Origin of the sequence: Brevundimonas sp. LM2, assembly GCF_002002865.1 — a bacterium.
In the GTDB taxonomy this organism is placed as follows: domain Bacteria; phylum Pseudomonadota; class Alphaproteobacteria; order Caulobacterales; family Caulobacteraceae; genus Brevundimonas.
Genome location: NZ_CP019508.1, coordinates 2,180,478 through 2,201,819, shown reverse-complemented (window position 1 = coordinate 2,201,819; position 21,342 = coordinate 2,180,478). Strand labels below are relative to the sequence as shown.

The following is a 21,342-nucleotide window of genomic DNA, read 5'->3' as shown; positions in this document are numbered from 1 at the left end:
TCGACAGCGATTCGACGTTGCGACGCGGCGACCGCGCCGTCTAAGCTGACAAGGTCGGGCTCAACCGGCCCCGCGTCCTTCCCCGACGCGGCGAACAACAAAGAACAGGACAAACCTGCCATGTCGCAAGACAAGCGTCAGAACCTTCAGGACACCTTCCTCAACTCGGTCCGCAAGACCAAGACCCCCCTGACCATCTTCCTGGTCAACGGCGTGAAGCTCCAGGGTATCGTCACCTGGTTCGACAATTTCTGCGTGCTGCTGCGCCGCGATGGCCAGTCGCAGCTCGTCTACAAACACGCCATCTCCACCATCATGCCCTCCGCGCCGGTGCAGCTGTACGAGCCCGAGGCCGACGAGGACTGAGGTCGGTGGCTGGTGGCTGGTGGCTGGTAATGGGTAGGCGGTAGCGACTGATGCGCTGGACGGGGCGAGCACCTACATGTGACCTCGCGCGCGTCCCTTCACCAGCCGCCAACCACCAACCACCAGCCACCCGGAACTCCCCCTGACCACCAAACTCATCGACCACTCCGTCCCCCTGATCCGGGCCGTCGTCATCCACCCCGACATGGGCGAGCGCTCGTCCCGCCCGGCCGAGGAGCGCCTGGAAGAGGCCGCCGGCCTGGCCCGCGCCCTGGACCTCGACGTCCGCGCCGAAGAGGTCGTGCGCCTGCGCAAGACCACGCCCGCCACCCTGTTCGGCACCGGCAAGGTCGAGGAGCTGGCGTCCCTGATCCGCGCCGCCGAGGCCGAGGCCGCCGTCATCGACGACGACCTGACCCCGGTGCAGCAGCGCAATCTGGAAAAGGAATGGGACTGCAAGGTCATCGACCGCACCGGCCTGATCCTCGAGATCTTCGGCCGCCGCGCGCGGACGAAAGAAGGCCGCTTGCAGGTCGAACTGGCCCGGCTGGACTATGAGAAGTCGCGCCTGGTCCGCACCTGGACCCACCTGGAGCGGCAGCGCGGTGGCACTGGCTCGACCGGCGGCCCCGGCGAGACCCAGATCGAACTCGACCGCCGCCTGATCGCCGACCGCATCGTCAAGCTGAAGGGCGAGCTGGAGGAGGTCCGCCGCACCCGCGGCCTGCACCGCAAACAGCGCAAGAAGGCCCCGTTCCCGGCCGTTGCCCTGGTCGGCTACACCAACGCCGGCAAGTCGACCCTGTTCAACCGGCTGACGGGGTCCGAGGTCCTGGCCAAGGACCTTCTGTTCGCTACCCTGGACACCACCCAGCGCACCATCCGCCTGCCGCAGGGTCGCCCCGCCATCATCGCCGACACCGTGGGCTTCATCTCCGACCTGCCGCACGAACTGGTCGAGAGCTTCCGCGCGACCCTGGAGGAGGTGGGCGAGGCCGACCTGATCCTCCACGTCCGCGACATCGCCTCGGCCGACACGGCGGCCCAGGCCAAGGACGTCGAGGACGTCCTGAAACAGATCGAACAGCCCGACGGAAAACCCCGCCGCATCCTCGAGGTCTGGAACAAGACCGACCTCCTCGACCCCGAGACGCGCGAGGCCATCGAGGGCCAGGCCGCCCGCTCCGGCAACGCCGCTGTCGCCGTCTCCGCCTGGACCGGGCAGGGGATCGAGACCCTGCGCCAGGCCATCACCGACCTGATCGACGACGACCCCGAGACGGAACTGGTGCTTCAGCCGTCACAGGGGGAGGCGTTGGCCTGGCTTTACGAGCACGGCCGGGTGACGGCGCGCGACACGGACGATCAGGGGCGGATGCGGCTGACGGTGCGGCTGGACCCGCAGGCCATGGGGCGGTTCGAGCGTCAGTTCGGTTAGGGCGAGCCAGTCCTTCCCCCATTCTTCATGGGGGAAGGCGGTCCATCGCCGAGCGAAGCGAGGCCAGGACCGATGGGGGAAATCTTACTTCGCTTGCCCGCCTCGCCGCCGACAGGAAAGTTCCCCCATCGGTCCTGTTCGGCCTTCGGCCGAAGACGAACCGCTTTCCCCCGCCAAACGCGGGGGAAGGCCTTGGCCGTCTCACGCCGCCCGCACCCCCAGCGTCACCCCCGACGCCGTCTGCAGATGCCCGATCACGGCGAACAGTTTTGCCGCCGTCGGATTCCCGCCGGTCCCCAACATCCGCATCAGGCTCTTGGCCGGCGTTCCCGTCGCCGCGGCCAGGGCATGGGCCGGGCGTCGGAGGCCTCGACCTGGATGCGGGTCTACGACAAGCTTTGCGACCGCGCCCGCGCCCAGGTCATGGCCGACCTGCCCGACCTCGCTCCGCCCGCGATCGAGTCCAGACGCGAGCCGCTGAGGCTGGTCGGGGAGGGGGAGGGGAATGTCAACGAATTGAAGGCGTTGGGCGTCCGTTCGGAGGCTGAGCCGCAGGATTTGGACGCCTTGCACCCGGTTTTTTCGGAGCCCAAACCAGTCTCCTCCCCGTCGCGTAGCGATGGGGAGGTGGCACGCAGCGCAGCGGAGTGACGGAGGGGTTCTTCGCGCACGCAGAACCCCTCCGTCTGCTCGCAAGGGCTCGCATCCACCTCCCCATTCGCCAAGCGGCGAACGGGGAGGAGACCGATCTCACGCCGCCGCCATCTCCCGCCGCCCGATCGGGTTCAGACTGTACCAGACGACGAAGCCGACCATGGCCACCATGCCGATCGCCGAGGGCAGGACCTGGCTGAGGGGCTGCCACTGCTCCAGCAGGTTGCCGGCCCGGGCCGACAGCATGGCGAAATAGAAGCCGATCATCTTGACCCCATGGTCCAGCGGCCGGACCTGCCGCCGCCAGAGCCCGATCCACAGGTGCCGGCTCAGGTCATAGACGATCACGGTGGCGATGAAGCCGATGGTGGCATAGCCGATCGCCGGCGGCCATGACGCGGTGCCCGACCCCATGTGCAGCCCCAGCAGGGTGACCAGCCCCAGGCCGGTCAGGGCCAGGGCGACGTCCGGCCAACCCGGCCCGGCGCGCTTCAGGGCCAGGGTCCGAAGGCCGCTCAGATACTGGTAACCGGCGCTCAGGGTCGCCGCGACCAGCGGGGCGGGGGGATCGAACAGGACGTCGGCGATCACCGCGCTGGCCAGCACCACGGCCCCCAGCCCCACGGTCGCCCGTCCCGACCACCGGTGCAGCGGCCCGCCCTTGCGGCTGAACAGCGGCACCAGGCCGATCAGCAGCGCCAGGGCCCCGGTCCCGACGTGGCTCGCGACGTTGAGTTGGTGCGCGTCCATGGTCAGCCCCCCGGTCCCGATGGCGAACTATGAGCCCCGATCCGGACCGAAGGCAAACGGCCTCGCGCCCGGCGGTGCCTAGGCCCGCTCCGCCGCCTTGGCCGCGTCCCACAGACCGTCCATCTCGGCCAGGTCCGACTGCTCCGGCGTCCGCCCGTCCTTCGCCAGTTCCGCCTCGATGAAGCCGAACCGGCGCACGAACTTGGCGTTGGCCCCGCGCAGGGCGTCCTCCGGCTCGACCCCCAGTTTGCGGGCCAGGTTGGCGACGACGAACAGCAGGTCGCCGACCTCCTCGCGGGCCTTGTCCAGGTCGCCGGCGGCGATCTCGACCTTCAGCTCGGCCACCTCCTCGTCCAGCTTGTCGAACACCTCGTCCGTCGACGGCCAGTCGAACCCGACCCGCGCCGCCCGCTTCGTCAGCTTGGCCGCCCTGTGCAGGGCCGGCAGGCCCACGGGCACGTCGTCCAGCACGCCGTGCTGCGCCTTGCCCGCCCGCTCGGCCGCCTTGATGTCCTCCCAGCGCAGCTTCTGGGCCGGACCGTCGGCCTTCGCCGCCTCGTCGCCGAACACATGGGGGTGCCGCCGGATCAGCTTGTCGGACATGGCGTCGGCGACGTCGTCGAACGCGAACAGCCCCTGTTCCTCGGCCATCCGGGCGTGGAAGACGACCTGGAACAGCAGGTCGCCCAGCTCGCCCTTCAGCTCGCCCATGTCGCCCCGGTCGATGGCGTCGGCGACCTCATAGGCCTCCTCGATCGTATAGGGGGCGATGCTCTGGAAGGTCTGCTCCACGTCCCAGGGGCAGCCGCCCTGGGGGTCGCGCAGCCGCACCATGATGTCGCGCAGGCGTTCGGTCGGGGTCATGGGGCGGTGTCCTTCTCGGCCAGGCCGGCGCGAACCTGGGCATGGCGGGCGGCGGTCAGGGGATAGGCTCTCAACACGACGGCCGACAGCACCAGCAGCCCCGTCGGCAGCGCCAGGAACAGCAGGGTCAGGGTCGTCAGGGCGGTCGGGCTGTTGGCCGCCCCCGGGGCCTGGTCGAACCCGACCCAGGCCAGCAGGATCAGGACGCCGACGCTGATGGCATAGCCCAGCTTGGTCGTCAGGCTGAGGAAGGAGAACAGCAGCCCCATCCGGTCCTCGCCGGTCTCCAGCCGCACCTCGTCGGCCACGTCGGCCATCATGGCCCGGCTCAGCAGCAGACCGGCCGCATAGGGCAGACCGGCGATGAACAGGCCGATGGCCGTGACGGTGAAGTTCCCCGCCGGCAGGAAGCCGATCAGGGCGTACAGGGCCGCGAAGGCGATCGAGGCGATCTGCAGCGCGCGATCCTTGCCGACCCGCACCGCCAGCCACGACCAGAACGGGGCCGCCATCAGGCCGGCGACGAAATACAGCACCATGAAGATCTGGCTCTGGCCCCGGTCGAACCCCTTGATGCTCTCGAAATAGAAGAACAGCAGGGCCCCCGTGATGCCCGGCGCGATGCCCAGGAACAGGTCGCACCACAGCACCTTGCGCACCACTGGCCGCGCGAAGAGGGCGATCCAGGCCTTGAGCGCGCCGTGGGTCTCGCCGCGCGCCACCTGGGGCTCCGGCGCGATCAGGACGGCGACCAGCAGGGTGACCGGCAGGCTGATCAGGATGAACAGCCCCATGGCCCGCACCCCGTCCTCATAGGTGCCCCAGCCGGCCTGCAGCACGATGGTGGGGATGAACAGGGCGATCAGGACGCCGACGATATTGGCCGACTGCCACCAGCCGTACAGCCGGCTGCGCTCGTCGTACTGCGGCGCCAGGACCGCGCCCCAGGCCAGCTGGGCCAGGGTGGTGATCGAGAAGCCGACGTAGAGCACCAGCAGCCAGACGAACAGGTATCCGAACCCCGCGCCCGGCTGGACATAGAAGATGAACCCCACGGCCAGCATCAGGATCGGCGTCCCCGCCGCCATCCAGGTCCGATAGGGCCCCCATTTGGACTTCGTCCGGTCCATGCCCCAGCCGACGACGGGGTCGAAACAGATGTCGAGGCAGCGGACCAGCAGGAAGGCGGTTCCTACCGCCGCCAGGTCCAGCCCGACATACTGGCTGTAGAAGGCCGGCAGGCTCACGGCCAGCGGCAGGCCGATCGCCGAATAGGGCAGGCCCGGGGCCGAGAAGGCGGCCAGCACCCGGTTGGAGCGGCGGCCCGGGGCGGGGGCGGGCGGGGCGTCGGTCATCCGGCGGTCCTGGACGCGCCGCGAGGCTTGAGTCGGCGCCGGACGACCATGCCAGACTTGGGCGCGGCGGAAGAGGGCCTTGCCTGGATCGCTCCCATGAGGCTTGCTGGGGCGATGCGGATGGCGGTGCTGATCGGAATACTGGCGGGGGTCTTCGGCCTGACGACGCCCGCCCGTGCCGAGGCGCGGTGCGATAGCCAGCAGGCCCAATGGGCGGGCGCGGCCTTCGCCAATGCCATCTCGGAATATTCGCTGGAGTGGTCGCCGTTCGGCAGCACCGAGTGGGGCTGGGTGACCTACGTGCCCCTGTTGCAGCAGGAGATCGGGACCGACTGTCCGGCCAACTCGCCCGATTTCGCCGCCGCCCTGGCCGGGTTCCAGTCGCGCCATGGCCTGGCCGCGACCGGCATCTTCGACCAGCCAACCTTTCAGATCCTGAGGGGCCTGCTTCAGGAACGCAGACCCTTCGTCATGGCCCGGGTCCGAGACGAATGCCCCGACCCGCCGCCGATCCGCGAGCTCGGCTATCTGGTCGAGTCCGAGGAACACGCCGATCGCCTGACGCGGCTGCTGCGCCGCGACGTGCTGGACGCCTATCGCCGCCTGGTCGCCGCCGCGCGGGCCGAGGTGCCGGAGGTCCGAAACGATCCCGAGCTGCTGCAGATCTTCTCCGGTTTCCGCGATCCGGAGGCGGACGCGGCCCGCTGCGCGGCCTCCGGCAACTGCGATGGGCTGCGACGCGCGGTCTGTTCACCGCACCGCACCGGCACGGCGGTCGATCTGTATGTCGGTGAACTGCTGGGGATGGGGGTGGACTCCACCCACCCCGCCAGCCGCCTGCACATGAGCCAGGGGGCCACCTATCGCTGGCTGGTCAAGAACGCCGGTCGCTTCGGCTTCGTCCCCTATCTCTATGAGCCCTGGCACTGGGAATGGGTGGGCCCGAGCACGCCGTACGGAACGCCGTGAGAGGCTTGACGGCGGGGGAGCGGCGGCTGATCCGGGGAGAGTTCGGCGAGACCGTGGCGCTGGATGCCGTGCGTCTGGTGGGCACGCCGTGGCCGTTCGACCGGGCCTTCGTGCCGGGCCACTGGGTCGGTCGGGATTGGATCCTGTGGCCGGCGCGCGGCCTGCCGGAGGATTTCTCCGTCGCGCCGGTCTCGCTTCAGGCCGTGCTGATCCACGAAATGGTTCACGTCTGGCAGGCCCAGAGCGGCGTCAACCTGCTGGCCGGAAAGATGAAGGCCGGGGACGGGCCGGCGGCCTACGGCTATCCGGCGGCTCGCTGCGACTGGACGGCGCTCAACATCGAGCAGCAGGCCATGGCGGTCGAGCACCGGTTCCGGGCCGGTCGCGGCCACCGCGTCCCGGCGGACGCGGCCTTCTATGCGGCCGCCTGTCCCATCGTCGGATCGAAAACGGCCTGAGGCCCTTGCGCCCCTCAAGTGAACCCCTACATCTGCTACCGCAGTTGTTGCAGTATCGCATTTGACAGGAGCGTCCCATGACCAAGGTGCTGGTTCTCTATCACTCGACCTACGGCCACATCGAACAGATGGCGGAAGCCGTCGCCGAAGGCGCGGCCTCGGTGGAAGGCGTGACGGTCGACATTCGCCGCGTGCAGGAGACCGTGCCCGAGGAATTGGCCATCCAGTCGCACTACAAGCTGGACCAGAAGGCTTCCTTGGCCAACGTCAACGAGCTGGAAAACTACGACGCCATCATCGTCGGCGCGGGCACCCGTTTCGGCACGGCCGCGGCCCAGATGCGCAATTTCTGGGATCAGACCGGGGGCGTCTGGTTCCAGGGCAAGCTGGTCGGCAAGGTCGGTGGGGCCTTCACGTCCTCGGCCAGCCAGCACGGCGGCAATGAGACGACCCTGATCGGCCTGATCCAGACGCTGATGCACCACGGCATGGTCGTGGCCGGCCTGCCCTATGCCTTCCAAGGCCAGCTGACGCTTGAGGAGATCTCCGGCGGCTCGCCCTACGGCGCGACCACCATCACCGGCGGCGACGGCTCGCGTCAGCCCAGCGCCAACGAGCTGGATGGCGCCCGTCACCAGGGCCAGTACATCGCCGGTCTGGCCAAGAAGCTGGCGGCCTGATCCATGCGCCAGCCGGCGGTCTTCTTCGGGCACGGCTCCCCCATGAACGCCCTAGGCGGTCCGCACGCGGACGCCTGGCGCGCGGTGGGGCGTGATCTGGGTAAGCCCGCCGGCGTGGTTATGGTTTCGGCCCACTGGGAGACCCGAGGGCTGGGCGTGACGGCGCAGGCGATTCCTGAGACCATCCACGATTTCGGCAACTTCGGGCCGGAGCTTCATGCGTTCCAGTATCCGGCCCCGGGGTCGCCGGCGCTGGCGGCGCGCGTTGCCGCCCTGACGGGAGCGCAGCCGGTCGAGGCCTGGGGGCTGGATCACGGGACGTGGTCGGTGCTGGCTCATGTGTGGCCGGACGCGGCTGTGCCGGTCGTGCAGCTGTCGCTGAACCGCGATCTGAATGCGCGGGGCCACTACGACCTGGCGAAGCGGCTTAAGCCGCTGCGAGACGAGGGCATCGTCATCGCCGGCAGCGGCGACTTCGTCCACAATCTGCGGACCTGGAAGCGGGACGGCGGCGAGGCCTATCGCTGGGCGACCGGGTTCAACGCGGCCGTCAAGTCGGCGCTGGAGCGCGGCGATCACGACGCCCTGATCGACTGGGTCGGTCTGGCCGAGGACGCCCAGCTGAGTGTCCCGACCGACGAACACTATCTGCCCCTGCTCTACGTCGCCGCCCAGGCCGAGCCGGGCGATGCCGTCAGCTTCTTCAACGACGTGATCGAGGGTGGTTCGATCTCGATGACGGGCGTGCGGATCGGCTGATCAGGCCGCTTGCCGCTGACGTCCTGCCGCGGTTGGTCCAGGTTCTACCGAAGACGTAGATCCCGAGAACCGTCGGTCCACCCAGTGCCTGCCGTAATCCTCGCGCCCGGTGGGTCAGGCCGTCTCGGCCGCGTCGACTAAGGCCTGGATGGCGACATAGTCGGTCTTGCCGGTGCCCAGCACCGGAAGTTCGCCGACCTTGACGATCTTCTTGGGCACGGCCAGCTCGGGGGCACCGTGCTCGCGGGCCCATTCGGCCAGTTGTCCGACGTCGGCGTCGACCCGTTCGGTGATCAGAACGAGCTTCTCGCCCTTGCGGCTGTCGGCGATAGCGATGACCGCGTGGCCTTCCTCCGGCCAGACGGACTGGACCAGACCCTCGACGGCGCTCAGCGACACCATCTCGCCGCCGATCTTGGCGAACCGCTTCACCCGGCCGAGGATGGAGATGTAGCCGTCGGCGTCCAGGTCGACGATGTCGCCGGTGTCGTGCCAGCCACCGTGCAACGCCTCGACCTTCGTCGGGTCCTCGGGTGTCATATAGCCCGCCATGACGTTCGGGCCGCGCACATACAGCCGGCCGCCCTCGGTGATGCCCTCGACCGGCTCGACCCGCGCCTCCATGCCCGGCATCAGCTGGCCGACAGTGCCCGGACGGTTGCGGTCGGGATGGTTGACGGCGACCACGGGCGCGGCCTCGGTCGCGCCGTAGCCCTCGAGCAGCTTCACCCCGCCGAACTTGGTGTTGAACAGGTGATGGGTCTCGTCGCGCACCCGCTCGGCCCCGGCGACCACGAACTGGACGGTGCGGAAGTCGTCGGGCTCGGCCACCCGGGCCCACTGGTTCAGGAAGGTGTCGGTGGCGAACAGGACGGCGGTGTTGACCTCGGCCAGCAGGGCGACGATCTGCTTGCCGTGCAGGGGAGAGGGGTACTGGAAGCTCTTCAACCCGTTGAGCAAGGGCAGGATCACGCCGCCGGTCAGGCCGAAGCAGTGGAAGGTCGGCAAGGGGTTGAACATGACCCAGGCCGGATCCAGCGGGATGTGGGTCGCCACCTGACGGGCGTTGGCCACCAGGTTCTTCTGGCTCAGAAGCACACCCTTGGGGGCGCCGAAGCTGCCGGAGGTGAACAGGACCACGCCCGGGTCATCGGGCTTCGTCGCGACGCGGAACCGCTTGGGAGCCAAACCCGCCATCAGGCCGAACAGCTTGTCCTGCAGGCCGACGGTGGCGCGGACGTCGTCCAGCCAGACGAACTCGGCCACCGTCGCCAGTTCCTCGATCAGGTCGTCGATCTTGGCCTGCTGGACGAAGCGCCGGGCGCACAGGATGCGCTTGACCCCGGCGGCCTTGATCGCTGCCTTCAGGTTCAGCTCGCCGGCGGTGAAGTTCAGCATCACCGGCACGCGGCCATAGGCGTGCAGGCCGAAGAAGGTGACGACCGTTCCCATGGAGGCGGGCAACAGGATGCCGACCCGCTCGGCCGGCCGAGTCATGTCGGCGATCTTGCGCCCCAGCACGAAGGCGGCGCGGATCAGACCGGTATAGGTCAGGGGCTTGCGATCCTGATCCTCCAGAATCTCCTTGTCGCCATAGCGGGACCGGGCGGCGATCAGGGCGTCGAAGAGGGACTCTTCGCCCGCGGATGGATCAAGACCAGGTCGAAACACGCATATCCTCCGGAGAGCTTATCGCTGCCCTCTCGCTGTTGAGGGGGCAAACTAGTTAAGCCGACGCCCGATGAAAAGATGCGTTACGCGGCGCGAGCGACGGACTGCGACACAGGGCGTGACTTGCCTTCCGGTGACGGAAAGACGACATACCGGCCTGTCCCCGCTGGAGCCCGGCCGCCTCGATGGTCACCCTCATCGACACCCTGATGCGATCCCCTGCGGAGCTGCGTCACCCCGAGAAGCAGAACCGGCCCGAGACGGCGGTGCTGCGCAAGCCCGACTGGCTGCGGGTCAAGGCCCCGGGATCGGGCCAGTACAACGCCACCAAGGAGATCGTTCGCTCCAAGGGACTGGTCACGGTCTGCGAGGAAGCCGCCTGCCCGAACATCGGCGAGTGCTGGAGCCAGAAGCACGCGACCCTGATGATCATGGGCGACACCTGCACCCGCGCCTGCGCCTTCTGCAACGTCAAGACCGGCCTGCCCCAGGCCTTGGACCCGGAAGAGCCGGCCAAGGTCGGCATGGCCGTCGCCCAGCTGGGCCTGAACCACGTCGTTATCACCTCGGTTGATCGCGATGACGTGGCCGACGGCGGCGCCGCCCATTTCGCCGAGGTCGTGCGCCAGATTCGCATTCAGGCACCGCTGACCACGATCGAGATCCTGACGCCCGACTTCCTGCGCAAGGACGGGGCGGCCGAGGTGATGATCGACGCCCGGCCCGACGTCTTCAACCACAACCTCGAGACCGTGCCGCGGCTGTATCTGAAGATCCGCCCCGGCGCCCGCTACTTCCACTCCCTGCGGCTGCTGCAGCAGGTCAAGGAGCGCGACCCGAACCAGTTCACCAAGTCCGGCATCATGGTCGGCCTGGGCGAGACCAAGGAGGAGGTCATGCAGGTGATGGACGACATGCGCTCCGCCGGCGTCGACTTCATCACCATCGGCCAATATCTGCAGCCGACCCGCAAACACGCCGCCATCGACCGGTTCGTGACGCCCGAGGAGTTCAAGGCCTATGAGGCCATCGCCCGGGCCAAGGGCTTCCTGATGGTCTCGGCCTCGCCCCTGACCCGGTCGTCGCACCACGCCGGCGATGACTTCGCCCGGCTGAAGGCCGCGCGCCTGGCCCAGACCGGACGCTGACGCCCGCTTGGCCGTTCACCGCGTCACCCGCATCCTGCCCTACGCCCCCGCCCAACTCGCCGAGATGGTCGCGGACGTGGAGTCCTATCCGCGGTTCGTCAAATGGGTGACGTCGATGCGGGTGTGGAACCGGCGCGAGGAGGCCCCCGGCGTCGATCTGCTGGATGCGGAGGCGCAGGTCGGGTTCTCGTTCCTGAAGGAACGTTTCTCCACTTGGGTCCGGCACGACCGCAACGCGCCGCGGGTCGAAGTTGGACTTTTGCGCGGTCCGTTCCGGCACCTGAAGAACCGCTGGGAGTTCCATGAGGACCCCAGGGGCACCCGGCTGGAATTCATGATCGACTTCGCCTTCAAGTCGCCGCTGTTGAACGCCGCGCTTCAGGCCAATTTCGAGCGGGCCGTGTCGCTGTTGATCGGCAGTTTCGAGGCGGAGGCCGCGCGGCGGTTCGGACCGAAGCCGTGACCGAGTTCGACTTCGACGCAGTCGTGGTCGGAGCCGGGGCGGTCGGCCTCGCCTGCGGCCGGGCCCTGTCGAAGCGGGGACTGACCGTGCTGGTGCTCGAAAAGGCGCCGCACATCGGCCAGGGCGTGTCGTCGCGCAATTCCGAGGTGATCCACGGCGGGCTCTACTATCCGAGCGGGTCGCTGAAGGCGCGGCTCTGCGTCGAGGGGCGGCGGGCGCTGTATGCCTATCTGGACAGCCACAAGATCGATCATCGCAAATGCGGCAAGCTGGTCGTGGCGACGCAGGAAGACGAGGTCGTCCTGATCGAGCGCATCTTCGAACAGGCGGTCACCAACGGGGTCGAGGGATTGGCTCACCTGAGCGGCGCGCAAGCCCGGGCCCTGGAGCCGGAACTGACCGCCCACGCCGCCCTCCTGTCGCCCGAGAGCGGCATCTTCGCCAGCCACGACTACATGCTGTCGCTGCAGGGCGAGATCGAGGACGCGGGCGGGTCGGTGGTGGTCTCCACCCCTTTCGAGCGGGCCGAGCCCCTGCCGGGCGGCGGTTTCCGGATCACGGCAGGCGGGGAGAGAGGCGCGAGCCTGACAGCGCGGCTGCTGGTCACGGCACCAGGCCTTGGCGCGCAGGACGTCGCCGCGTCGATCGAAGGTTTTCCGGTCGATCGCATTCCTGCCGGCCACTTCGGCAAGGGGGTCTATTTCCGGCTGATGGGCAAGGCCCCGTTCGACCGGCTGATCTATCCCCCGCCGATCCCGGGTGCCCTGGGCACCCACTATCGCAAGGACCTGGGCGGGCAGGCCGTGTTTGGGCCCGATCTGGAATACGTCGCGACCGAGGACTATTCGGTCGATCCGGCCAAGGCCGAGGGATTCGCCGCCTATATCCGCCGCTTCTCGCCCGGCTTGCCCGATGGGGCGTTGACCCCGGACTATGCGGGAATCCGCCCCAAGCTGCACGGACCGGGGGAGCCCCAGCCGGATTTCCAGCTGGATGGGGTCGAGGTGCACGGTCTGGTCGGGCTGATGGCCCTGTTCGGCATCGAGAGCCCGGGTCTGACCAGCTCGCTGGCGATCGGCGAGGCGGTGGCCGACCGGTTGCTGACCTAGATCAGGGCAGCGGTCGGCAGGCCTGCCGACCAGTCCTTGAAGCTGACCTTCATCGGCGGCGTCAGGTCGGGACGGGCCAGTTCGACGATCAGGGGGCCAAGCTCGGACGGATGGGGCAGGGTCTGCGGGTCCTCGCCGGGGAAGGCCTGGGCGCGCATCTGGGTCCTCATGCGGCCGGGGTCGAGGACGCAGACGCGGATCGGGGTGCTCTCGATCTCATCGCCCCAGGCCAGCATCATGGCCTCGGCTCCGGCCTTGGTCGCGGCATACAGACCCCAGAAAGCCTCTGGCTCGCGGGCCAAACGGGTGGTCAGGTGGATGACCCGGCCGGCGTCCGATCCGCGCAAAAGCGGCTCCAGCGAGCGGATCAGGCGGTAGGTGGCGGTGAAATTGGTCTTCTCGATCTTGGCGAAGCCCCGCGGATCGATGTGGCTGACCGGGGTCAGACCCTGGGCGCCGAGCGTGGCCGCCGCATTGACCCAGATGTCCAGCCGGGCGAACCGCTCGAAGATCGCGCCGCCCAGACGGTCGATGCCGCCGCCGTCGACGAGGTCGAACGGGACGAGCGTCGCGTGCTGGCCGGTGGCGGCATAGATGGCGTCGTCCAGCGCCTCCAGCCCGCCCTGGGTCCGGGCGGCGGCCACGACATGGGCCCCGGCACGCGCGAGGGCCAGGGCGCTCTCATAGCCGATGCCGCGCGAGGCTCCGACGACGAGGGCGATACGGTCTTTCAGGGGGGCGGCGTCGATCATGCGGGCTGATAGCGCGGGGCGTGGCCCCGGGCCAAGCGCCTAATCGACCAGGCCGGGGGCCGGCTGCCACAGGCTGATGCTGACGCCCTGGTCGTCGCAGACGTGGACCGAAAGGCCGGTGTCGCTCCGGGCCGGCATGGAGGCGCGACCGCCCAGCGCATGAACCTTGGCGCACATGGCCTGGATGTCGTCGACCTGCACATACAGGTTGGCGAAGTCCTTGTGCTCGCCCTTGCGGAGGCCGAACGGCACCTCCCCGGGCGCGCCGGTGGCCGTGACGTGGGCGTAGGTCGGGCTGGAGTTGGCCTCCTCGAACGTCCAGCCCAGCAGGGCCGAGTAGAAGGCTTTCGCCTTGTCGAGGTCCGGGGTGTCGATCGTGAAATAGCCGAGACGGTGGGTCATGCCGTCACCAGCAGCGACAACTGCCGGCCGATGGTCTCGCGGCCACCCTCCTCGATCTCGCGATCGACGAGACGGGTGGGATAGTCGCCGGTGAAATAGTGATCGGTAAACTGGGGCGCGGCGTCGTTGCGGCCCGTCTCTCCCATGGCCTTGTACAGGCCGTCGACGGACAGGAAGCCCAGCGAATCGACTTCGAGCAGGTCGCGCATCTCCTCCATGGTCTTGTTGGCGGCGATCAGCTGGTCCCGCTCGGGCATGTCGATGCCGTAGAAGTCGGGCCACAGGATCGGCGGACTGGCCGAGCGCAGGTGGACCTCCTTGGCCCCGGCGGCGCGCACGGCACGGACCAGCTTGACCGAGGTGGTGCCGCGCACGATCGAGTCGTCGATCAGCACGACCCGCTTGCCTTCGATCACGGCGCGGTTGGGGCTGTGCTTCATGGCCACGCCCTTCTGGCGCGCGCCCTGGCTGGGCTGGATGAACGTGCGGCCCAGATAGTGGCTGCGGATGATCCCCATCTCGTAAGGGATGCCGCTTTCCTGCGCATAGCCCAGTGCCGCGGGGACGCCGGAGTCGGGCACCGGCACCACGACGTCGGCCTCGATCGGAAACTCGCGGGCCAGACCCTCGCCCATGCGCTTGCGCACGCCATAGACCGAGCGTCCGTTCACGACGCTGTCGGGGCGCGAGAAATAGACGTATTCGAACAGGCAGGGACGGGCGGCGCGAGCGGGGAAGGGCTTCAGCGAGCGCAGGCCTTCGTGATCGATGACGATCACCTCGCCATGCTCGACGTCGCGCACGAAGGTCGCGCCCATCGTGTCCAAGGCGCAGGTCTCGGACGCCAGCACCCAGGCGTCGCCCAGCTGGCCCAGCACCAGGGGCCGGATGCCGAGCGGATCGCGGGCCCCGATCATCTTGGTGCGGGTCTGGGCGACCAGGGCATAGCCGCCCTCGATGCGCGCCAGGGCGTCGATGAAGCGATCGACGATCTTGGCCTTTCGGCTGCGGGCGATCAGGTGGAGGATGACCTCGGAGTCGGAGGTGGACTGGAAGATCGAGCCCTCGCCAACCAGCTGATTCCGCAGGAAGTGGAAATTCGTCAGGTTGCCGTTGTGCCCCAGAGCGATGCCGCCCTGGTCCAGATCGGCGAACATCGGCTGGATGTTTCGCAGGAAGCTGCCGCCCGCCGTCGAATAGCGGGTGTGGCCGACGGCGGCCGTGCCCGGCATGCGTTCCGGCAGGTCGGTACCGCCGAAGGCCTCGCCGACATGGCCCATGTGGCGTTCGGTGTGGAACCGGGTCTGGTTGACCGAGGCGATGCCGCAGGCCTCCTGACCACGATGCTGCAGAGCGTGCAGGCCCAGGGCGACGATGGCCGACGCCTCGTTCGCCAGGGCGCCCCAGACGCCGCACACACCACATTCCAGGCGCGGACGATCATCGTCGGCGTCGCGGACATGCTCCCGGTGGACGACCGGGGGCTGGATGACATGAGCGAGGGTGGGGCTCAGGCTGCGCATCGACGGGGCTCCGATGACAGGCGAAAACGAACTAGGGGGCGATGGGGCGCGAGGTAGGGCCGGATTGGGTCGGGGGCAAGGCACGTTCGTCCGAAAACCCTCGGCGAACGGACGAATCGACCACCGGGCTGATGGCGTCGGCACCGCGACCGATGCCGGGCAGGATGATCTGGATGGCGCGCGCGGCCCCGGCGCTGAGCGGCCGCAGGGTCGCTTCGCTGAGCCAGCGGGGGGTCCGCTCGCCGGGCATGGCGGCCACCACGACCAGGTGGATGGCCCCCAGCAGCACCAGGGCCCGGCCCGCCCCGACCAGGATCCCGACCAGCCGGTCGACGCCGCCGAGCTGCGGATGGGCCTGGGCGCGTTTCGACAGGATGGAGCCGAAGATGCGGATGCCGAAATAGACAATGAGGAAGGCGGCGATGGCGGCGGTGATGGAGCCGGCCCAGTCCGGGTCGATCAGGGCTCGGCCCAGGGGCGCGGTCAGCGGCAGGGTGACCAGAGCCAAAAAGGCCGCAAGGACGAAGCTGAGCAGGGTGATCAGCTCGCGCGTGCCGCCGCGTACCCAGCCGGCCGCGGCCGAAGCGAGGATGACCAGGAGGGCGAAGCCGTCGAAGCCGGTCATTGAGTTCTCGTGCGCCGCATCTGACCTCAATACCTGTTCTGGGAGATTCGTTCGACCGCTTCGGTCAATCGACTGATCCCTGTGATCAGGACGCCACCGCCCTTGACCATCAGCGGCGGGGACAGGGCCTGGTCGAAGCCCAGTTTCTGGGCCTCGCGCAGCCGGGCCTCGGCGCGGCCGACGGCGCGGACCTCGCCCGACAGGCTGATCTCCCCGAAGACGATACAGCCCTGGGGCAGAGGCATGTCGGTGGCCGAGGAGATCAGGGCGGCGGCGGCGGCCAGATCGGCGGCGGGCTCGTTGATTCGCAGGCCGCCGGCGACGTTCAGATAGACGTCCTGATCGCCGAAGCCGAAGCCGCAGCGCGCCTCCAGCACCGCCAGCACCATGGCCAGACGACCGGTCTCCCAGCCGATCACCGCCCGGCGGGGCGTGCCATAGGCCGACTTGGACACCAGGGCCTGGATCTCGACCAGCACCGGCCGGCTGCCCTCGATGCCGGCGAAGACGGCGGCGCCGGGGGCCCGGTCCTTGCCCTCGCCGAGGAACAGGGCCGACGGATTGGCCACCTCGCGCAGGCCCGAATCGCCCATCTCGAACACCCCGATCTCGTCGGTCGCCCCGAAGCGGTTCTTGCCGGCGCGCAGGATGCGGAACGGATAGCCGCGCTCGCCCTCGAAGCTGAGCACCGCGTCGACCATATGCTCGACCACCCGGGGCCCGGCGACCGAACCGTCCTTGGTGACGTGTCCGACCAGGACCACGGCGGGACCGCCGGACTTGGCCAGGCGCACCAGTTCACCGGCGCAGGCGCGGACCTGTGTCACCGAGCCGGGCCCGGCCTCATGGGCGTCGGACCACAGGGTCTGGATCGAATCGACGATGACGATGTCGAACTTCTCGCGTTTCAGCGTGCCGAGGATGTCGCGGAGCGCCGTGGCCGAGGCCAGCTGGACCGGGGCCTTTTCGAGCCCCATCCGCTTGGCCCGGGCGCGGATCTGCTCGATCGCCTCCTCGCCGGAGATATAGGCCACCCGGGCCCCGGCCAGGGCGGCGCGCCCTGCCACGTCCAGCAGCAGGGTCGACTTGCCCACGCCGGGATCGCCGCTGAGCAGGATGGCCGAGCCCGGCACAACGCCCCCGCCGCAGACGCGGTCGAATTCGGTGACGCCGGTGACGATGCGCGGCGGCTCGGGCGTCTCGGACAGCAGGGACTCGAACTGCAGCCCCCGCGCCCTCGCATTGCCGGCCGGCTTCAGGGCTCCCGGCGGGGTGGCGCGGCTCTCCTCGACGATCGTGTTCCACTGGCCGCAGGCATTGCACTGACCGGCCCACTTGCCGTGCACCGCCCCGCAGGACTGACAAACATAGATCGCACCGTCTCTGGCCATGGGGAGGGGGTTACAGGAGTCAGGCGCGGCAGGGCAGGGGGAGGCAAGACGGCTACGACCGATTTTGACGTGCTTCGTTGTTCTCGGGCGGATCGGGGCGAGAGTGGATGACGGCTGAGCGGCACTCGCCTTTTCTCCCTCCCCTTCATGGGGAGGGACCGCTGCGCGGTCGTCCCTCCCCATAAAGGGGAGGGAGAGGCGGTGGATCAACCGACGTAGAGCCGCGGCACACGGGCCGTAACCGACGTCAGCAGCTCGTAGCCGATCGTCCCGGCCGCCTTCGCCGCCTCGTCCAGCAACCGGTTCGGGCCGAACAGCTCGACGCTGTCGCCCAGCGCCACGTCCAGACCCGTCACGTCCACCGCGATCACATCCATCGAGACGCGACCCAGGACCGGGCGCAGCGTGCCCGCCACCCAGACCTGGCCATCCGGGGAGGTGCTGCGAAGGACTCCATCGGCATAGCCCGCCCCGCAGGTGGCGATGCGGCGGGGCGTATCGGCGACAAAGCCGCGCGAATAGCCGATGCTCTCCTCAGCGGGCACGTCGCGGATTTGAAGGATCTCGGCGCCCAGGGTGGCGACGGCCTTGAGGCGGGTATCCGGTCGCCCTTCGGGGCCGCCGCCGTAGAGACAGATCCCAGGCCGTACCGCGTCGAACCCAAAGTCGGGGCCGAGAAAACAGCCGCCGGAATTGGCGAACGACCGCACCGTGCCCGGATAGCGGGCGCCGACCCCGGCGAAGGCGTCGCGCTGGCGGCGGTTCATCGGCTGGGCGGGATCGTCGCCGCAGGCCAGATGGCTCATGACCAGGGCCAGACCCTTGAACGGCTCCGGCGCGTCTTCCACCCGGAAGCCCAGGCGGTTCATGCCGGTGTCGATCTGCAGGCCGCAGGGGCCGCCCCCCGCCGCCCGCCAGGCCGCAAGCTGTTCGCCGTGGTTCAGGATGGGACGCAGATCGGCGGCCTTGAGGACTGCTGCGGCATCGCCGACGCAGCCGTCCAGGACATAGATGAGAGGCTCGGCATCGAGCGCCTCACGCAGGGCCAGCCCTTCCGCCAGACGCGCGACGAAGAAGGTCCGCGCGCCTTCGCTCATCAGCCGCCGGGCCACGGGAACGGCCCCAAGGCCATAGGCATCGGCCTTGACCACCGGATGGACCTCGACGCCCGTCACGGCTTCCAGGGCATGGAAGTTGTGCGCCAAGGCATCCAGGTCGACGGTGAGGGTGGCGGGGGCGGTCATCCCCGCCTTATGCCGCAAGATCGTTGCGCGGGAAGCCCAAAAGCGCGGCGCGAGGGGTGCGTCGGTGTCCTTGACTTGGCGGGCGGCGTGACCGACCTGTGCGCCCCGTCTTCAAGGTCGTCGTTTCCATGTCCATCAAGGTCCGTTTCGCCCCGTCCCCCACCGGCAAGCTGCACGTCGGCAATGTCCGCACCGCCCTGGTCAACTGGATGTTCGCCAAGGGGCAGGGCGGGTCGTTCGTGCTGCGCATCGACGACACCGACCTGGCCCGGTCGACGCCGGCGTTCGAACAGGGGATCGAGGACGACCTGACCTGGCTGGGGCTGGTCTGGGACGAGCGCTACAACCAGTCGAAACGGTTCGACCGCTACGACGACGCGGCCGAGCGGCTGAAGGCGGCGGGGCGACTGTATCCGGCCTGGGACACGTCCGAAGAGCTGGACCGCCGCCGCAAGGTGCAGCTGTCGCGCGGGCTGCCGCCGATCTACGACCGCGCCGCGCTCAGCCTGACGGATGAGGAGAAGGCCGCCTTTGAATCCGAGGGGCGCAAGCCGCACTGGCGCTTCAAGCTCAACGGTCGCCGCGTCGCCTGGGAGGACCTGTCGCGCGGCCACGCCGAGGTCGACACCGCCTCCATGTCCGACCCGGTCCTGATCCGCGAGGACGGCCTGTATCTTTACACCCTGCCGTCGGTCGTCGACGACATCGACATGGGCATCACCCACGTCATCCGGGGCGAAGATCACACGACCAACACCGGGGCCCAGATCGAGATCTTCGAGGCCCTGATCGCCGCCGGCCTGGGCACGACGGTGCCGAACTTCGCCCACATGCCGCTGCTGGTCGGGGCCGACGGGGCGGCCTTGTCCAAGCGACTGGGGTCGCTGTCGGTCGCCGACATGCGCGACCAGGGCTATGAGCCGATCGCCATCACCAGCCACCTGGGCCGGATCGGGACTTCTGACGCGCTGGAGGTGGCCGACAGCGTCGAGGCCCTGGGTCAGGGCTTCAGCTTCGACAAGATGGGGCGGTCTCCGGCCCGCTACGACACCGAGGATCTGGACCGGCTGAACGCCCAGGCCCTGCATGCCATGCCCTATGCGGCGGCGCAGGATCGGCTGGCGGCCCTGGACTGCGACCTGGGCGAGGCCTTCTGGGACGGGGTGCGCGCCAATCTGTCCAAGTTCGGCGACGTGGTCGATCTGGCCCGGATGGTGCGGGGCCCGGTGACGCCGGTGATCGAGGATCCCGCCTTCGCGGCGGCCGCCCTGGCGGTGCTGCCGGAGACGATCGGGGCCGACGCCTGGTCGCTGTGGACGGCGGCCGTCAAGGCGGCGACGGGGGCCAAGGGAAAGGCCCTGTTCATGCCGTTGCGGCACATCCTGACGGGCGAGGCGCACGGGCCGGACATGGCCACGCTGGTGCCGCTGATCGGACGCGCGCGGATCGAGCAGCGTCTGCGCGGCGAAGTCGCCTGACGCAGCGCGTCGCCCCGACGCGGGTCGGGGCGACGGTTCGAGACGATCAGCCGGCGGCGGCCTGGTTGCAGGTCGCCAGGTCCGCGGCGCTCAAGGTCGTGCCCCGGTAGGTGAAGCTGGCCAGGGGCGTGCCGAGACGCTGGGCCACACGACGGCAGGCGCGGGGCGCGGGCTGCGACGGCGTGCCGGCACCCGTGCAGATATTCTCGGCGTTGCAGCGCCAGTTGACGCCGTCCAGCAGCAGGGGCGCGCGGGGCGTCTTGGCGACGTCCTGAACAGTGAAGGCATTGGAGGGCGCCGACTGGGCCAGGCTCGCCGAGGCGGGCGCGAGCAGAAGGGCGGCGGTGAACAGGACAGCGCGCATGGGTGGGCTCCAGGGTTTGGGCTGGGCCGATCGGCCCGAGACGTCAGCGCCGGGAATAGTGCGTATTGAAAAGAAACTGTCAACCCGCGTTTTCAAAGCAGATGGACGTCCGCGCCAGGGCCACCGATGACTGAGCGATGATCACTTATCGCTGATCATGTTTCAAGGGGGCCCGGGCCGGCATCGCCGACGCCGGTGGGATCATCTGGGCCATGACGTCCTCGACGGTGTCGGCGACGGTCCAGGCCTCGAGGAAGGAGGACGGGGTGAAGCCGGTGGCGACGCTGTGCCGCATCAGGGCGAAGAACGGATCCCAGAACCCGTCGATGTTGAGGAAGATGACCGGCTTGCCGTGCAGATCGAGCCGTTTCCACGACAGCAGTTCGACCACCTCCTCCAGCGTGCCGATCCCGCCGGGGGCGACGACGAAGGCGTCGGACTGATCGTACATGATCTGCTTGCGTTCGTGCATCGAGGTGACGACCAGTGTCTCGACCTCGTCGAATAGACGTTCGCGGCTGCGCAGGAAGGCGGGCATGACGCCCAGGACCCGACCTCCGGCCGCGTGCGCCGCGCGGGCCGAGGCCCCCATCAACCCGACGCCCCCGCCGCCATAAACCAGCCGCCAGCCCGCCCGGGCGGCGGCCTGGCCGAAAGCCGCGGCCGCGGCGGTGTATTTCGGGTCGGCGGCGTCCGAAGAGCCGCAGAACAGGCAGACGGAGGGGCCGTCGAAAGCGGCGATGCGGGGTTCGGGAACGCTCATGGCTTCTCTGGGGTCAGGCGATGCGAGACAGTCGGTCGGTGGACAGGCTATCGGGAAGGCAGTCCTATAGTCGCGGCGAGCCGGATGAAACGACCCTTTAGAATTTGGCCGGTGAT

Annotated in this window: 23 protein-coding genes; 11 read left to right on the top strand and 12 right to left on the bottom strand. The window is 68.9% G+C overall.

Annotation, left to right across the window (positions count from 1 at the left end; translation table 11 throughout):
- Positions 1-120 precede the first annotated feature (120 nt).
- The 3 genes from hfq (at position 121) to BZG35_RS17960 (ending at position 2,455) form a co-directional block, all read left to right on the top strand.
- On the top strand, positions 121-366 hold the full coding sequence (gene hfq, locus BZG35_RS10870) for an RNA chaperone Hfq (RefSeq protein WP_013269198.1): 246 nt from the start codon (positions 121-123) through the stop codon (positions 364-366).
- 142 nt (positions 367-508) lie between these two features.
- Positions 509-1,804, top strand: a complete 1,296-nt coding sequence (gene hflX, locus BZG35_RS10865) for a GTPase HflX (RefSeq protein ID WP_077355667.1) — start codon at positions 509-511, stop codon at positions 1,802-1,804.
- A 378-nt stretch (positions 1,805-2,182) separates the two neighbouring features.
- Complete coding sequence (locus tag BZG35_RS17960; RefSeq protein WP_171981938.1) at positions 2,183-2,455, top strand: hypothetical protein; 273 nt, start codon at positions 2,183-2,185, stop codon at positions 2,453-2,455.
- 99 nt (positions 2,456-2,554) lie between these two features.
- Here the strand turns inward: BZG35_RS17960 and BZG35_RS10855 are convergent, their stop codons facing one another.
- The 3 genes from BZG35_RS10855 to BZG35_RS10845 all read right to left on the bottom strand — a co-directional run bounded on the left by BZG35_RS10855 (position 2,555) and on the right by BZG35_RS10845 (position 5,427).
- Positions 2,555-3,208 carry a hypothetical protein gene (locus BZG35_RS10855; RefSeq protein WP_077355665.1) on the bottom strand — a complete coding sequence of 218 codons (654 nt, stop codon included), beginning with the start codon at positions 3,206-3,208 and terminating at the stop codon, positions 2,555-2,557.
- A gap of 78 nt (positions 3,209-3,286) precedes the next feature.
- The gene (gene mazG, locus BZG35_RS10850; RefSeq protein WP_077355664.1) at positions 3,287-4,072 is read right to left on the bottom strand and encodes a nucleoside triphosphate pyrophosphohydrolase; all 786 of its coding nucleotides are present in this window, start codon (positions 4,070-4,072) and stop codon (positions 3,287-3,289) included.
- Positions 4,069-5,427: an MFS transporter gene (locus tag BZG35_RS10845; RefSeq protein ID WP_077355663.1), complete on the bottom strand. Its 1,359-nt coding sequence runs from the start codon at positions 5,425-5,427 to the stop codon at positions 4,069-4,071. The genes mazG and BZG35_RS10845 overlap by 4 nt, the downstream gene beginning before the upstream one ends.
- 96 nt (positions 5,428-5,523) lie before the next feature.
- Here BZG35_RS10845 and BZG35_RS10840 point away from each other — a divergent pair, with 96 nt between their 5' ends.
- The 4 genes from BZG35_RS10840 to ygiD all read left to right on the top strand — a co-directional run bounded on the left by BZG35_RS10840 (position 5,524) and on the right by ygiD (position 8,293).
- Positions 5,524-6,396, top strand: a complete 873-nt coding sequence (locus BZG35_RS10840; protein ID WP_077355662.1) for a M15 family metallopeptidase — start codon at positions 5,524-5,526, stop codon at positions 6,394-6,396.
- Positions 6,393-6,854, top strand: coding sequence for a hypothetical protein (locus tag BZG35_RS10835; protein ID WP_150126008.1), 462 nt, complete (start codon positions 6,393-6,395; stop codon positions 6,852-6,854). Before BZG35_RS10840 ends, BZG35_RS10835 begins: the two co-directional genes overlap by 4 nt.
- Positions 6,855-6,931: 77 nt before the next feature.
- Complete coding sequence (gene wrbA / locus BZG35_RS10830) at positions 6,932-7,534, top strand: NAD(P)H:quinone oxidoreductase (protein WP_077355660.1); 603 nt, start codon at positions 6,932-6,934, stop codon at positions 7,532-7,534.
- Between the two features lie 3 nt (positions 7,535-7,537).
- Positions 7,538-8,293, top strand: a complete 756-nt coding sequence (gene ygiD / locus BZG35_RS10825) for a 4,5-DOPA dioxygenase extradiol (RefSeq protein ID WP_077355659.1) — start codon at positions 7,538-7,540, stop codon at positions 8,291-8,293.
- Between the two features lie 114 nt (positions 8,294-8,407).
- Here the strand turns inward: ygiD and BZG35_RS10820 are convergent, their stop codons facing one another.
- The gene (locus BZG35_RS10820) at positions 8,408-9,964 is read right to left on the bottom strand and encodes an AMP-binding protein (RefSeq protein ID WP_077355658.1); all 1,557 of its coding nucleotides are present in this window, start codon (positions 9,962-9,964) and stop codon (positions 8,408-8,410) included.
- Positions 9,965-10,149: 185 nt separating this feature from the next.
- Here BZG35_RS10820 and lipA point away from each other — a divergent pair, with 185 nt between their 5' ends.
- From lipA to BZG35_RS10805, 3 genes are read left to right on the top strand one after another with little or no spacing between them, the layout of a single operon-like run.
- Positions 10,150-11,112: a lipoyl synthase gene (gene lipA, locus BZG35_RS10815; RefSeq protein WP_077355657.1), complete on the top strand. Its 963-nt coding sequence runs from the start codon at positions 10,150-10,152 to the stop codon at positions 11,110-11,112.
- Positions 11,113-11,119: 7 nt separating this feature from the next.
- Positions 11,120-11,575 (top strand): type II toxin-antitoxin system RatA family toxin, encoded by a 456-nt coding sequence (locus BZG35_RS10810; protein WP_077355656.1) that lies wholly within the window; start codon positions 11,120-11,122, stop codon positions 11,573-11,575.
- Positions 11,572-12,684 (top strand): NAD(P)/FAD-dependent oxidoreductase, encoded by a 1,113-nt coding sequence (locus BZG35_RS10805; protein ID WP_077355655.1) that lies wholly within the window; start codon positions 11,572-11,574, stop codon positions 12,682-12,684. Before BZG35_RS10810 ends, BZG35_RS10805 begins: the two co-directional genes overlap by 4 nt.
- Here the strand turns inward: BZG35_RS10805 and BZG35_RS10800 are convergent.
- From BZG35_RS10800 to alr, 6 genes are all read right to left on the bottom strand, one after another.
- Positions 12,681-13,436, bottom strand: a complete 756-nt coding sequence (locus tag BZG35_RS10800) for an SDR family NAD(P)-dependent oxidoreductase (protein WP_077355654.1) — start codon at positions 13,434-13,436, stop codon at positions 12,681-12,683. The two genes, BZG35_RS10805 and BZG35_RS10800, sit on opposite strands and share 4 nt — an antisense overlap.
- Before the next feature lie 39 nt (positions 13,437-13,475).
- Positions 13,476-13,838 (bottom strand): VOC family protein, encoded by a 363-nt coding sequence (locus BZG35_RS10795; RefSeq protein WP_077355653.1) that lies wholly within the window; start codon positions 13,836-13,838, stop codon positions 13,476-13,478.
- On the bottom strand, positions 13,835-15,361 hold the full coding sequence (purF, locus tag BZG35_RS10790) for an amidophosphoribosyltransferase (protein WP_077355652.1): 1,527 nt from the start codon (positions 15,359-15,361) through the stop codon (positions 13,835-13,837). Before purF ends, BZG35_RS10795 begins: the two co-directional genes overlap by 4 nt.
- Before the next feature lie 31 nt (positions 15,362-15,392).
- A complete protein-coding gene (locus BZG35_RS10785) occupies positions 15,393-15,986 on the bottom strand; it encodes a CvpA family protein (RefSeq protein ID WP_077355651.1) in 594 nt (197 codons plus the stop codon).
- A 26-nt stretch (positions 15,987-16,012) separates the two neighbouring features.
- The gene (gene radA, locus BZG35_RS10780; protein WP_077355650.1) at positions 16,013-17,377 is read right to left on the bottom strand and encodes a DNA repair protein RadA; all 1,365 of its coding nucleotides are present in this window, start codon (positions 17,375-17,377) and stop codon (positions 16,013-16,015) included.
- Positions 17,378-17,583: 206 nt separating this feature from the next.
- Positions 17,584-18,621, bottom strand: coding sequence for an alanine racemase (gene alr, locus BZG35_RS10775; RefSeq protein ID WP_077355649.1), 1,038 nt, complete (start codon positions 18,619-18,621; stop codon positions 17,584-17,586).
- 128 nt (positions 18,622-18,749) lie between these two features.
- Between alr and gltX the strand changes: the two genes are divergently transcribed.
- Positions 18,750-20,099: a glutamate--tRNA ligase gene (gene gltX, locus BZG35_RS10770; RefSeq protein WP_077358056.1), complete on the top strand. Its 1,350-nt coding sequence runs from the start codon at positions 18,750-18,752 to the stop codon at positions 20,097-20,099.
- Positions 20,100-20,145: 46 nt separating this feature from the next.
- On the opposite strand, the gene BZG35_RS10765 is transcribed toward gltX, so the two are convergent.
- Together BZG35_RS10765 and BZG35_RS10760 are read right to left on the bottom strand one after the other, a co-directional pair.
- A complete protein-coding gene (locus BZG35_RS10765) occupies positions 20,146-20,463 on the bottom strand; it encodes a hypothetical protein (protein ID WP_077355648.1) in 318 nt (105 codons plus the stop codon).
- 145 nt (positions 20,464-20,608) lie between these two features.
- Positions 20,609-21,226 carry a TIGR00730 family Rossman fold protein gene (locus tag BZG35_RS10760; protein ID WP_077355647.1) on the bottom strand — a complete coding sequence of 206 codons (618 nt, stop codon included), beginning with the start codon at positions 21,224-21,226 and terminating at the stop codon, positions 20,609-20,611.
- Positions 21,227-21,342: the final 116 nt, after the last annotated feature.

What these genes read in the sequence shown, in the direction of transcription:
- hfq (WP_013269198.1), top strand. Translation starts at nt 121, where the DNA reads ATGTCGCAAGACAAGCGTCAGAACCTTCAGGACACCTTCCTCAACTCG.
- BZG35_RS17960 (WP_171981938.1), top strand. Translation starts at nt 2,183, where the DNA reads ATGCGGGTCTACGACAAGCTTTGCGACCGCGCCCGCGCCCAGGTCATG.
- BZG35_RS10855 (WP_077355665.1), bottom strand. Translation starts at nt 3,208, where the DNA reads ATGGACGCGCACCAACTCAACGTCGCGAGCCACGTCGGGACCGGGGCC.
- mazG (WP_077355664.1), bottom strand. Translation starts at nt 4,072, where the DNA reads ATGACCCCGACCGAACGCCTGCGCGACATCATGGTGCGGCTGCGCGAC.
- BZG35_RS10845 (WP_077355663.1), bottom strand. Translation starts at nt 5,427, where the DNA reads ATGACCGACGCCCCGCCCGCCCCCGCCCCGGGCCGCCGCTCCAACCGG.
- BZG35_RS10840 (WP_077355662.1), top strand. Translation starts at nt 5,524, where the DNA reads ATGAGGCTTGCTGGGGCGATGCGGATGGCGGTGCTGATCGGAATACTG.
- wrbA (WP_077355660.1), top strand. Translation starts at nt 6,932, where the DNA reads ATGACCAAGGTGCTGGTTCTCTATCACTCGACCTACGGCCACATCGAA.
- ygiD (WP_077355659.1), top strand. Translation starts at nt 7,538, where the DNA reads ATGCGCCAGCCGGCGGTCTTCTTCGGGCACGGCTCCCCCATGAACGCC.
- lipA (WP_077355657.1), top strand. Translation starts at nt 10,150, where the DNA reads ATGGTCACCCTCATCGACACCCTGATGCGATCCCCTGCGGAGCTGCGT.
- BZG35_RS10800 (WP_077355654.1), bottom strand. Translation starts at nt 13,436, where the DNA reads ATGATCGACGCCGCCCCCCTGAAAGACCGTATCGCCCTCGTCGTCGGA.
- BZG35_RS10795 (WP_077355653.1), bottom strand. Translation starts at nt 13,838, where the DNA reads ATGACCCACCGTCTCGGCTATTTCACGATCGACACCCCGGACCTCGAC.
- purF (WP_077355652.1), bottom strand. Translation starts at nt 15,361, where the DNA reads ATGCGCAGCCTGAGCCCCACCCTCGCTCATGTCATCCAGCCCCCGGTC.
- BZG35_RS10785 (WP_077355651.1), bottom strand. Translation starts at nt 15,986, where the DNA reads ATGACCGGCTTCGACGGCTTCGCCCTCCTGGTCATCCTCGCTTCGGCC.
- radA (WP_077355650.1), bottom strand. Translation starts at nt 17,377, where the DNA reads ATGGCCAGAGACGGTGCGATCTATGTTTGTCAGTCCTGCGGGGCGGTG.
- alr (WP_077355649.1), bottom strand. Translation starts at nt 18,621, where the DNA reads ATGACCGCCCCCGCCACCCTCACCGTCGACCTGGATGCCTTGGCGCAC.
- gltX (WP_077358056.1), top strand. Translation starts at nt 18,750, where the DNA reads ATGTCCATCAAGGTCCGTTTCGCCCCGTCCCCCACCGGCAAGCTGCAC.
- BZG35_RS10765 (WP_077355648.1), bottom strand. Translation starts at nt 20,463, where the DNA reads ATGCGCGCTGTCCTGTTCACCGCCGCCCTTCTGCTCGCGCCCGCCTCG.
- BZG35_RS10760 (WP_077355647.1), bottom strand. Translation starts at nt 21,226, where the DNA reads ATGAGCGTTCCCGAACCCCGCATCGCCGCTTTCGACGGCCCCTCCGTC.